The organism is Myxococcus sp. CA023 (assembly GCF_010998615.1).
Classification (GTDB): Bacteria; Myxococcota; Myxococcia; order Myxococcales; family Myxococcaceae; genus Myxococcus.
Genome location: NZ_JAAEAH010000003.1, coordinates 21,218 through 32,372, shown reverse-complemented (window position 1 = coordinate 32,372; position 11,155 = coordinate 21,218). Strand labels below are relative to the sequence as shown.

The following is an 11,155-nucleotide window of genomic DNA, read 5'->3' as shown; positions in this document are numbered from 1 at the left end:
AAGGCGAACTCATCTGACGGACATGGGGGCTCCGCAGTGGCCAGTTTTTCCGCCGTCTACTCGGTAGGTGACTCGCTGGTCTCGTACCTGCGGCACGCCTATGAGTTGTCTCGGGAAGACGATGGGCTCCCGGCCTGTAGCTTCAGTCTCGTGCCCAGCGCGACCATGGCTGGAAGTGAGACCAATGCTCCACCGATAGACACGCCCGGCGTCACGCTTTTCCTCTACCGCGTCTCCGTCAACGAGCACCTGCGCAACGAATCCAGGCCGGATGGCCCCCCGCCTCTCGCCCTGGACCTGCATTACCTGCTCACGGTCTGGGCAGACTCCGTCGACGTCGAGCACCGCCTCATGGCCTGGGTCATGTTGCGACTGCACATGCACAAGGCCCTGAGCGCCTCGGACCTCACCCCCGCGGGAGCCTGGGGACCCGATGACCTCGTGCAGATCATCCCCGCGGAGATCAGCCACGAAGACCTCGCCCGGCTCTGGGATGCCTTGCGCCGCCCCTACCGGCCCAGCCTGACGTACGTGGCGCGCGTGGTGTGCATCGACGTGCAGGGCAAGCCGCCTGGAAGACCCGTGGTGGCGCGTCGCTTCGACTTCACGAACGAGGTTCCCAAGCGATGAGGATGGAGCGCATCGAGAGCAGGGCCCTCGCCGCCATCCGCCTCCTCGACGCGGAGACGCTGCGCCCTGTCGCGGAGCCCGTCACCCTCTCCGGAGAAGGCATTCGCATCCTGCGAAACACGAGCGGGCTGCTCGTGGTCGCGGCGGCGCCAGGCTTCGCCGACTACACGGATCATTTCGAGGCACCGGAGATACCACCGCCCCCCACGCCCTTCACGCTGGTGGCGAGCGACGCCTCCCGTCGCTACCTGGACCGGAGCTTCACCGTGGTGCTGCCGCGAAGCACGACCCCACCGCCACCAGGACAGCCGCTGCCCGCTGACTCGGTCTTCCGGCCCGTGGACGTCACGCTCTATCCCTCCCCATTGATGCGCCCTTCCGTCCGCAGCGCCGTGGTGCGGCTCCGGGTGGAGGATGCGCACGGCAAGCCGCTGTCCGATGCGCTCGTGTCCCTGACCCTGGCCGCGCCGAGCATCGAACGATGGGGCCTGTCGAACCACAACGGAGATGCGCTCATCCCCATTGCTGGCATCCCCGTCGCGAACTGGAGCAACCCCGAAGCCCCGCCCCACTTCACCTTCAGCATCCGGGCCGCATGGGCGCCTTCGTCGTTGCCCCCCGACCCTGATTCGCTCGCCGCCGCGTTCCAGCCATTGAGCACCACCCTGGAGATAGCCGCTGGCGAAGAGGTGACCGCCACCATCCAGCTCACCTGGGCCAATCCATGACTGTTGACCCTGACGGCGCGGCTGCGCGCCACGTAACCACGAAGAGAGGGGGCTCGCGTGCCTGAATATCTCACACCTGGTGTCTACGTCGAAGAGACGAGTTTCCGAGCCAGGTCCATTGAGGGAGTGAGTACCAGCACCAGTGGCTTCGCGGGTCCTGCTCGCAAGGGTCCCACGAATGGCACGCCGGCGCTCGTCACGAGCTTCGCCGAGTTCATCCGGCTGTTTGGGGGTCTTGGCGATCTGGACCTGACCGGTACGGACGAAACGACGAACTACCTGGCGCACTCGGTGCGTGCGTACTTCAACGAAGGCGGCGCGCGCCTCTACGTGGCGCGGGTCTTCTCGGGCGCGCCCGACAGCGCCACCGCACAGGCGGAGGTCATCCCCAACGCCAACGCCAACCTGCGTGCGCGCTTCACCGCACGGTTTCCGGGCAGCGGCGGCAATGGAACCATCACGGCGCAGGAGGTGCTGACGCCTGCCACTGTCGGTGCCATGCGGCGCGCGCCCGCTGGCAGCATGGTGCGGCTGAATCAGACCGCGGCCTCCGCCGCTCGCGTGGTGGGCACCCTCCCGCCGCCGTTCAACCTCCCTGACGGCACCACGCTTGCGCTCCAAATCGATGGAGGCCCGGACGTCACCCTCACCTTCCTGGGCCGGAACGCCGAGGCGGGTGCGACCGCGGAGCTCGACCCCACCACCACGTTCCTTGAAGCCAACAGCACGCTCACCGTCACCCTGGGCGGACAGGTGCAAACGCTCACCCTGCCCACCGACGGCCCGCTGGCGCCCTTGGAGGTCGTGGACCTCCTCAACCGGCAAGTCCGCGGCGGCTACGCCCGGCTGAGCGGCGCTGATGACGCGGCACCCGCCGGACGGCTCATCCTGGGCACGGACGCCCGAGGCACCCAGGCGCTCATCGAAGTCTCCGCGAATCCCCAGCTCAAGCTGGACGCCCAGACGGTGGACAACGCGGCGGACCCGGCGAACAACAACGTGGGCGACCTGGGCGAGGTGACACTGGGTGACCTCCAGGCCTTGCTGGGCGCCAACGCGAATGCCTCGGTTGAGGACAGCAAGCTCGTCATCTCCCACCCGGTTCCTGGTGCCGGCCACACGCTGGAGGTGACGGCGGTCAGCTCCAGCGCGCTCGGTCTCGACGCGCCCACGGTCGAACCCGGCGCGGACGGTACGCCCGGCGAGACGTGGTGGGTGAAGCAGGCGGACAGTACCTGGTCCAACGGAAGTGACACGCTCCCCCTTCCAGCGGATGCGGCCTCCCAGTTCCAGCAGCTCCCGGGAGGGAGCAGCTTCGTCACGTTGACCGTCATCACCCAGGACGCGGATGGGCAGGAACGGACCTACGAAGGGCTGGGCCTCGACCGTGCCCACCCGCGCTACCTCGGCAATGTGCTCACGTCCACGCCAACGACGCTCTCCGAGCAGATGGAGCGGCTGTACGCGTTCGAGGCAGGCACCGGCGTGTCGGTGTTCGCGCTCCGCACGGCCCTGGCCTCGGGACCGTTCGCGCTCACGGGAGGCACGGACGGTTCGGCACCCGGAGCCGCACAGTATGACGACGCCCTGGACCGCCTGGGCGGTGTGGAGGACATCTCCATCATCGCCGCGCCAGGCTCGTCCGCCTATGCGTCGGCGCAAGCAGTACGGCTGAGCCTCATCAGCGCGGCGGAGAAACGGCGTGCCTATCGCGTGGCCGTGCTCGATACGCCGCGCGGACTGGGCCCCCAGGACGCGATGGACGTGCGTGCGCAGCTCGACTCCACCAAGGCAGCGCTCTACTACCCATGGGTCGTCGTCGCCAACCCGCTGGCCCGTCCCGACGCCGCGGACGTCCCCCGTGAAATCGCGCTGCCGCCTTCCGCGTTCGTGTGCGGCATCTACGCGCGAAGCGACATCGAGCGTGGCGTGTTCAAGGCCCCCGCGAACGAGGTGGTCCGTGGCGCGCTGCGCTTCGAACAGGACATCAACTTCGCACAGCAGGAGACCCTGAACCCGCAGGGCATCAACTGCCTGCGCTTCTTCCCTGGACGCGGCTACCGCGTGTGGGGCGCCCGCACCATCAGCTCCGACCCGGAATGGAAGTACGTCAACGTCCGGCGCTACTTCAACTTCCTCGAGCGCTCCATCGACGAGGGGACGCAGTGGGCGGTGTTCGAGCCGAATGGCGAGCGGCTGTGGGCCAACATCCGGGAGACGATCGGCAGCTTCCTGGAGAACCAGTGGCGCACCGGCGCGTTCCTCGGCACCGAACCCAGGCAGGCGTTCTTCGTCCGGTGCGACCGGACCACCATGGACCAGAACGACCTCGATAACGGGCGGCTGGTCTGTCTCATCGGCGTCGCGGTGGTGAAGCCCGCCGAGTTCGTCATCTTCCGCGTCGGCCAGAAGACGGCGGATGCCCGGACCTAACGCAAAGGACCAGTCGCCATGACCACCCGTCCCACGCCTTACGGCGCCTTCAACTTCGAAGTCAGCTTCGATGGAACGTCCTTCGGTGGATTCTCCGACGTGTCCGGGCTGAACACCGAAATCACCATCTCCGAGTACCGCGACGGCAACGACCCGGAGAACCATGTGCGCAAGGTCCCCGGTCCCTTCAAGACCGGGGACGTGACGCTCAAGCGCGGCATCGTCGACTCACGGGCCATCTGGAGCTGGGTGGAGGACGTGCGCCGCAACGGTCCACTCGGGCGCAAGGCGGCCGTCACCATCCGGCTGCTCGACGAGGCGCGCAACCCCGTGCAGTCCTGGAAGCTGGTGAACGTCACCCCAATGAAGTTCTCCGGCCCCACGCTGGCCGCCAAGGGTGGCGGAGACGTGGCCATGGAAGAGCTCGTCCTCTCCGCTGAAACGGTGCGGATGGGCTTCCCGGACGTGGACTGAGCGGAGCGCAATGGGGGACCCAGGTCCATGCGGCGCCTGACTTTCGAAGCGACAGAGCGCGTGGCGCCCAGCGCGCCCGAGCGGATGGACGTGGCCTGCTTCGTCGGCTTCGTCCGCCGTCGTCCGGAGTCGCCCGTGGCGGCGGCCCTGTCGCGCTACTTGTTCGAGCAAGGGTGGATGACCGCCCCCACGCTCCGCGTGGACCCCAGCGATCCGCAGCATCCCCTCACCGACGTCCCCCTGCCCTTCGAGAGCTTTGGCGCCTTCGAGCGGCACTTCGACTGGCGAGCGCGCACTGGCCTCACGCCCGATGAGCCCACGGCCCTTGGGGCCGCGGTCCGCTCCTTCTTCGCGCAGGGGGGACGCAAGTGCTACGTGATACGGATGGCGGACCCGCTCCCTCCGGAGCAGGACCGCCCGACACGGCTTCAGCGCCTCAATCTGCTGCTTCCGGGCAGTCGGCCGCCCGCGCCTCCTGGAATGGAGCATGCCGCGTCCGCCATCGACCGGACGACGTGGCACGGCGTGGCGCACCTGTTTGGCCTGCCCGACGTCTCCTTCCTGTGCCTTCCGGACCTGCCAGAGCTGGTCGCGGAAGTGCCCGAGCCCCTGCCCCTTCCTCGCCTTCCGCCCCTCGGTGCTCCGGGATTTGGCCCGTGTGTGATTCCCCTGGGAGAAGCCGAACCCCAGTGGCACACGCCGGAGCGCGAGGCGCCGCGTTGTGACCTGACCGGCTACCAGGACTGGGCCGGCTTCCTCGCCATCCTCGCGGAGCTGCTGCGTGACCGGCGTCTGCGAGAGACACACCTGGTCGCATCGCTGCCGCTCCCCTCCGCCAGCCTCGTCTTCGATACAGCGGCCGGGAAGCGCACCGCGATGCAGGACATGGGGCGGTTCCTGCACGAGCACGGCCTCCTCCTCCCGTTCCAGAGCGCCTTCATCCAGCTCGCCTATCCCTGGCTCCAGACTTCTGGCTCCGTGGGCCTGCCGGAGAACCTCGAGGCGCCGGAGGGCGTCCTGACGGGCGTCCTGGCGCGCAATGCGCTGCTGAGAGGGACGTTTCGGAATGCCTTGGGGCTGCCTCTGCCGGATGTGCGGCGAGTCTTCCCGATTCCCTCGACACGGGACCTGACGCCCCGGCCCCCGGAAGCAGGCCCGAGGGGACTGCTCGAGCGCGTGTCCTTATTGGGCCCAACGCCGCTCGGGCTGCAGGTGCTCTCGGATGTGACCTCCAGCAACATGGCGAGCCACCGGCAGGCACCGGTGAGCCGGTTGCTATCGTCGGTCCTCAAGGCCGCGCGGCAGATGGGCGTGGACCTGACGTTCTCGGCCTCCAACGAGACCACCTGGCGGGAGCTCCGCTACCAGTTCGAGGCCATGCTGGGCCGCTACTACGAAGCGGGTGCGCTGCGCGGAGCGAGCAGCGGCGAGGCGTTCTCCGTGCGGTGCGACCGAACCACCATGACACAGGACGACCTGGATGCAGGCCGCCTCGTCGTCACGGTCGAGTTGGATCCCGCGGCCTCACTCAAGCGCTTGCAGGTGAGGCTTTCGTCGCTGGAGGGCGGCGTCACGCTACGGCAGGAGGACGCCGTATGAGCGATGCGACCTTTGTCCTGCACACCTTCCGTTTCGAGCTCGCGTTCCAGCCGGAGCCGCTGTCCGGAAGCGGTGGGGGCGACGCTCCGGTGGATGGCGCGTTCTCCGAGTGCTCCGGGCTGGAGGCCACGATGGAACCGCGCGTGATTCAGGTCGGTGGCCACAACCTGGGCGCCGTTCAGCGCGCAGGTCCCGTGACCTTCGGCACGGTGGTGCTCAAGCGGGGCATTTCGGAAGGCGAACGGCTGCTGCGCTGGTTCGCGCGAGTCACGTCGGGAGACTACGGCTACCGCTGCACGGTGCGCATCCGGCTCAAGGCGCCGTCGGAGAATGGCGAACTGCGGACGGTGCTCACCTACAAGCTCGACCGGGCCCTGCCCGTGAAGTTCAAGGCGGCCGACTTCAACGCTCGGTCGAGCGAGGTCGGTATCGAAGAACTGCACCTCGTCCACGAGGGGCTGACCCTCGAGGAGGAATGAGCCCATGCGAGACAGGACTCCCGAGAGCGCGAGCTTCATCAACGAGAGCAACGGCCAGGAACTCCCGGTGCACTTCAATCCGGGCTCGCTCCAGTACACCGTCAACAACAAGCTGCAGAACGTCCGTGGCCAGGAGCACCAGCAGTTCGTCGCGGAGAGCAACGCGAAGCTCTCGATGGAGCTGGTCTTCGACACCACGGACACGGGAGCCAACGTCTGCGACCAGACCATCCGGATCGCACGGATGATGGGGACCAAGACCCAGATTCCTCCGGACGTCACGTTCCGCTGGGGCGCGTTCGAGTTCACCGGACTGGTGGAGACCTATCAGGAGACCATCGACTTCTTTTCGGCCGATGGAATCCCGCTGCGTTCAACGGTGGCGCTGGGAATGACGCGGCAGCAGCAGATCTTCGCACGAGGCGCCGAGGGAGAGCGTTCGCGGCAAGTGGCCGCGGCTCCCAACCAGCCCATCCCGCGCGCCGTCGCGGAGCAGAATGGCGAGGACAATCCGCGCTTCCCCAGTCAGGACGTGATGACCGTCGACCCTTCCGTCCCGCTGGCCTCGCCCGCCGCGTTCGCCACGGGCGCACCTGGAGGAGCATTGGGGGCCGGCGCCGGCGCCGGGGCTGGGTTTGGCATGGGGGGTGGAATCGGCGCGGGGGCCGGCTTCGGCGTTGGCGGTGGATTCAGCGCGGGCGCGGGGCTGGGCCTCGGCGGTGGAATTGGCGCGAGCGGGATTTTCGCTGCCGGCGGTGGCTTCTCGGCTGGTGGTGGCTTCTCGGCTGGTGGTGGCTTCTCGGCTGGTGGTGCCTTCTCGGCTGGTGGTGGCTTCTCGGCTGGCGGTGGCTTCGCAGCGGGGGCTGGCGTTTCAGCCGGCGCCTCGTTCGGAGGCAGCGCCACCTTCACCGCGGGGGCGGTCGCGGGAGGCTCAGCCTCATTCGGCGTGGGTGCGTCCGCATCGAACCCCATCTTCTCCGCGGGGGCGTCCTTCTCCGCGGGAGCCAACTTCCCCGCGACCACGGGGGCATCCGCCTCGGGCTGGACCGCGAATGCCTGGTCTGGCGCGCAGGCCTCCGCGGGCCTCTCGGCCACAGCAGGCGCGTTCGTGGGACTGCGTGCCGGACCTCCACTCACCTCCGTCCGACTGGAGACCGTGCGCTCCACCGGGCACGTGGACACCTACACCTACGAAACCACCGGAGACGGCCTCTTCGAGCTCGGAGGACGCGCCCGCGTCACCAGGCCCCGCTTCGGCGCGACCCTGCCCCCCCGGGGCCGCCTCCGCTTCGAGGGAGATTGAGCCATGTCCATCGTCTTCGACGAGGTCCAGGGGTCCGTCGTCTCGGGTTCCACGCCAGACACGAGCCAGCGTCCGGCCGCGGAGCCAGCGCTCACGCCGCCTCCGGTGGATCCGACATCGATTGCCCGCGCCATCCGGCTCATCACGCAACGCAAGGCCCGCCTCTTCGCCGACTGAATCCGCTCTCCGTTCTCCATGACTGACGCCACGTCACAGCCAGAACATCACCGCCCCACGGTGCGCATCTTCGGCAAGGCCGACGCACGCGTCACCGGTCTGGTCAGCAGCATGCGGGTCGAGGAAGCCGAAGGCGGCCTGTGCTCGCTCGAGCTGCGCTTCGAGGCAGTCGCCCGCTACGCCGACACCGTGGCCGAGCAGGTCTTCGAGGACGAGCAACTGCTCAGGCTCGGGGCCCCCATCGGCATCTACACCGGTCCCGAGAGCGCCCCTCAGGAGATTTTTCGCGGCGTCATCACCGGAATCGAAGCCGTGTTCTCGCACGACTCCGCGCCGGAGTTCGTCGTGCTCGCCGAGGACGCACTGCAGAAAGCAAGGCTCGCGCGGCGCACGCATGTCCACAGCGACATCAAGCTGGCCGAACTGGCGGAGAAGCTCGCCCGGGACCTGGGCCTGACTCCCATCATCACAGGCCTTCGAGAGTCCCTGGGCCTCCAGGTCCAGTGGAACGAAAGCGACCTGGCCTTCGTGCGGCGATTGCTGGCCACACGGGATGCGGACCTGCAGGTGACGGGTGACGAGCTCCACGTCTCCGCACGGAGCGCGGTGCGCCGGGGCACCCTGGAGCTGACCCTCTACTCTGAGCTCCGCCGGGTGCGCGTCACGGCGGACCTGGCACATCAGGCCACCCAGGTCACTTGCACCGGGTGGAACGCCATCCAGGGCGCCAGGGTCTCCGGCCAGAGCTCCGGCTCGCGTCCCGGCCCGGGCGCGGGGCGTACCGGCGCGGAGCTGCTCCAGCAGACGCTGGGCCCTCGGACAGAGCACCTCGGCTCGCTGCCCGTGTCCACCAGCGACGAGGCCACCGCCATCGCCAGGGCCGCCTTCGATGCGCGCGCCCGGCGCTTCGTCCGCATCGACGCCACAGCGGAGGGCACCCCCGCGCTCCGCGTGGGGACCCACGTGAGGCTCAGCGGCATGAGCGCTCGCTTCGACAACACCTACTACGTGGTCCGTGCCAGCCACCGCTACGACACCCTCCACGGCTATGAGACGGACTTCGAGGCCGAGTGCGCCTTCCTGGGAGAGCCATGACCGACACCGCACACGCACAGGAGCGCCGCCTGCTGGGCGCCATGCTCGGCACCTATCTGGCGAAGGTCGTGTCCGTGGAGGACCCCGACCACCTGGCGCGCGTCAAGGTCCGCCTGCTCACCGCGCCCGAGGGCCTGGCCGATGCAGACGTGGCCTTGTGGGCGCGGGTCGCCGTTCCGTTCTCCGGCAGTGGCTGGGGCGCGCTCTTCCTCCCGGACAAGGATGACGAGGTGGCCGTGGTCTTCGCCGGAGGAGACCCGCGCCAGCCGCTGGTCGTGGGGGGCCTGTGGAACGGGCGCGCCCGTCCGCCGGAGACGCCCGGTGGAAGTCGCGTGGACCGCTACGTCATCAAGGCCCGGAATGGCAGCCGCATCGCCATCGTCGAAGCGAGCGAGGGCACCGCGCAAATCACCCTGGAAGTCCCCGGTGGCGTGAGCGCCACGCTGAAGCAGGCCAAAGGAGGCGAGCTCACGCTGGAGGCAGCGGGCAACACCGTCACGCTCGACCAGCAGGGCGTCACCGTCCGGGCCGCGACCACGGTGTCCGTCACCGCCAGTCAGGTGGAGGTGAGCGCCGGTCAGGTCACGGTCAACTCGGCGATGTCGTCCTTCTCGGGCGTCGTGAAGTGCGACGTGCTGCAGACCAACTCGGTGATGGGCGTGACGTACACGCCAGGGGCGGGCAACGTATGGTGAGCCACCCCGTCAAGCTGCGCGGGCTCGTTTTCGACGGAGCCACTGGAGCCCCGCTGGCGGCCCAGCGCGGCGCCCCCGCGTTCATCGAGCGGCAGGACCAGGAGTTCGTTCAAGCCATCTTCGGCGAGCTCAGGTCCGAGGAAGGCCGCAAGGCGCTGGCGGGCACCCTCATCTCCGATGGGACGCTCACCCCCCAGGGGCTCAAGCTGCTCCAGCCCGTTCACGGGGTGTTCAACGTGGCCTTGCTGGAGGCCTGCTGCGACGTGTTCGGTGAGCCTCGGGTCGAGGCGAACCGCATCGAAAGCGCGGGGCTCGTCATCCGACGCGTGGGCGCGGGCAATACGCGCGAGGCCTGGGTGCGGCGGGACGGCAAGGTCGCTGGCTGGGTCCCGCTCGACGGTGAGGAACAGGAGCGCGACCCCGACCCTGGACGGCGCGAAGGGCCCGCGGGCCCCGGTCCCGCGGACGTCCGGCGCGAGCTGCTGCGCCTCATGCGGGCCACCAGCCGGGACCAGGAGACCGTGACATCGCTCTTCATCGCACCGCCCGACGCGTGCGCCGCGGCGAAGCGCACCGTGCTGTACGGGCTCCTCCAGGTGGCGAGCGGAGAAGCACCGGAGGGCGCATCCAGCACAGCGCCCGCTTTCGATGACGCGCAGGTGCGGAGCTTGCTGTCCCCCTACTTCGCCGCGGGAAAGACGGTGGACTGGACAGGGCTCGAAGGCCTGTCGGTCACCTACCAGGACGTCGCCCAGCGCAGATTGCCGCAGGCGAAGCACGACAAGCTCGCCCTGTTCATCGACTTCCTGCGTGGACTGGTCGCGGTGTTCGACGCCTTCCAAGTGCCCGCGTTCATGACGGCGATGAACCGCGTGCAGCTCGACTATGGCAATGGCCAGAAGCGGCCCGCGGGCACGGCGCTCTCCGGGCTGGCGGACGTCCTCGTCCAGGGGAAGACGGGCACGGTGGTGTTGCCTCGTTCGTGGACGCATCCCAATGCCTCGGATGCGGCCCAGGTCCTCCAGGCGGCGAAGGCCGCCACCGCGCCACGGATGCGGGACCTCATCCCTCCCGAGCGGCGCTTCGAGCGGCGTGGCTCACGCTACGTGGCCAGGGCCTTCGTCCGGGTCCACCGCGAGGATGGCTGCCCACCCGCCATCGTCTGGAGCGAGGAGAGCGCTCCCTTCACCATCGCCGTCTGGTACGAGCGTGGAAAGCGGCCGCCCGTCCTCATCCCCCTTCCGTCGCTCAAGGACCTGAGCGCCTTCAAGCCCAACGTCACCTTCCAGGTGCCGCCGGGGATGAACGAGCTGCTGAACAAGAACTCGCCGAAGGACTTCCTCGAAGGCTCAGCCAGTCCCCCCTCAGGTCAGGGCATCGGGTGGCTCTGTGGGTTCAACATTCCCATCATCACCCTCTGCGCCTTCATCGTCCTCAACCTCTTCCTGTCGCTGCTGAACATCGTCTTCTTCTGGATTGCCCTCATCAAGATCTGCATCCCCATTCCCGCCTCGCTGCGCGAGCGGTTCGAGGACTGACCGC

General features: G+C 68.5%; 11 protein-coding genes. All 11 read left to right on the top strand.

Features of this window, described 5'->3' with window-relative positions; translation table 11 throughout:
• Positions 1-36: 36 nt before the first annotated feature.
• A complete protein-coding gene (locus F8M74_RS01375) occupies positions 37-630 on the top strand; it encodes a DUF4255 domain-containing protein (protein WP_141257893.1) in 594 nt (197 codons plus the stop codon).
• Entirely contained in the window at positions 627-1,358 is a 732-nt protein-coding gene (locus tag F8M74_RS01370) for a hypothetical protein (protein WP_228565746.1), read from the top strand. Before F8M74_RS01375 ends, F8M74_RS01370 begins: the two co-directional genes overlap by 4 nt.
• Positions 1,359-1,484: 126 nt before the next feature.
• Complete coding sequence (locus F8M74_RS01365) at positions 1,485-3,791, top strand: phage tail sheath subtilisin-like domain-containing protein (RefSeq protein ID WP_228560565.1); 2,307 nt, start codon at positions 1,485-1,487, stop codon at positions 3,789-3,791.
• Positions 3,792-3,809: 18 nt separating this feature from the next.
• Positions 3,810-4,265, top strand: coding sequence for a phage tail protein (locus tag F8M74_RS01360; protein WP_141257890.1), 456 nt, complete (start codon positions 3,810-3,812; stop codon positions 4,263-4,265).
• A gap of 27 nt (positions 4,266-4,292) precedes the next feature.
• Positions 4,293-5,864: a phage tail sheath protein gene (locus tag F8M74_RS01355; protein ID WP_141257889.1), complete on the top strand. Its 1,572-nt coding sequence runs from the start codon at positions 4,293-4,295 to the stop codon at positions 5,862-5,864.
• On the top strand, positions 5,861-6,343 hold the full coding sequence (locus tag F8M74_RS01350; protein ID WP_141257888.1) for a phage tail protein: 483 nt from the start codon (positions 5,861-5,863) through the stop codon (positions 6,341-6,343). Before F8M74_RS01355 ends, F8M74_RS01350 begins: the two co-directional genes overlap by 4 nt.
• A 4-nt stretch (positions 6,344-6,347) precedes the next feature.
• Complete coding sequence (locus tag F8M74_RS01345; protein ID WP_141279672.1) at positions 6,348-7,646, top strand: hypothetical protein; 1,299 nt, start codon at positions 6,348-6,350, stop codon at positions 7,644-7,646.
• A gap of 3 nt (positions 7,647-7,649) precedes the next feature.
• On the top strand, positions 7,650-7,823 hold the full coding sequence (locus F8M74_RS01340) for a hypothetical protein (RefSeq protein ID WP_163884309.1): 174 nt from the start codon (positions 7,650-7,652) through the stop codon (positions 7,821-7,823).
• Positions 7,824-7,841: 18 nt separating this feature from the next.
• A complete protein-coding gene (locus tag F8M74_RS01335) occupies positions 7,842-8,918 on the top strand; it encodes a phage late control D family protein (RefSeq protein WP_141257668.1) in 1,077 nt (358 codons plus the stop codon).
• On the top strand, positions 8,915-9,613 hold the full coding sequence (locus F8M74_RS01330) for a phage baseplate assembly protein V (RefSeq protein ID WP_141257669.1): 699 nt from the start codon (positions 8,915-8,917) through the stop codon (positions 9,611-9,613). The genes F8M74_RS01335 and F8M74_RS01330 overlap by 4 nt, the downstream gene beginning before the upstream one ends.
• Positions 9,607-11,151 (top strand): hypothetical protein, encoded by a 1,545-nt coding sequence (locus tag F8M74_RS01325; protein WP_216620644.1) that lies wholly within the window; start codon positions 9,607-9,609, stop codon positions 11,149-11,151. The genes F8M74_RS01330 and F8M74_RS01325 overlap by 7 nt, the downstream gene beginning before the upstream one ends.
• The last annotated feature ends 4 nt before the right edge of the window (positions 11,152-11,155 follow it).

Coding starts and splice junctions, on each gene's coding strand:
- F8M74_RS01370 (WP_228565746.1), top strand. CDS start 627: ATGAGGATGGAGCGCATCGAGAGCAGGGCCCTCGCCGCCATCCGCCTC.
- F8M74_RS01360 (WP_141257890.1), top strand. CDS start 3,810: ATGACCACCCGTCCCACGCCTTACGGCGCCTTCAACTTCGAAGTCAGC.
- F8M74_RS01355 (WP_141257889.1), top strand. CDS start 4,293: ATGCGGCGCCTGACTTTCGAAGCGACAGAGCGCGTGGCGCCCAGCGCG.
- F8M74_RS01350 (WP_141257888.1), top strand. CDS start 5,861: ATGAGCGATGCGACCTTTGTCCTGCACACCTTCCGTTTCGAGCTCGCG.
- F8M74_RS01345 (WP_141279672.1), top strand. CDS start 6,348: ATGCGAGACAGGACTCCCGAGAGCGCGAGCTTCATCAACGAGAGCAAC.
- F8M74_RS01340 (WP_163884309.1), top strand. CDS start 7,650: ATGTCCATCGTCTTCGACGAGGTCCAGGGGTCCGTCGTCTCGGGTTCC.
- F8M74_RS01335 (WP_141257668.1), top strand. CDS start 7,842: ATGACTGACGCCACGTCACAGCCAGAACATCACCGCCCCACGGTGCGC.
- F8M74_RS01330 (WP_141257669.1), top strand. CDS start 8,915: ATGACCGACACCGCACACGCACAGGAGCGCCGCCTGCTGGGCGCCATG.
- F8M74_RS01325 (WP_216620644.1), top strand. CDS start 9,607: ATGGTGAGCCACCCCGTCAAGCTGCGCGGGCTCGTTTTCGACGGAGCC.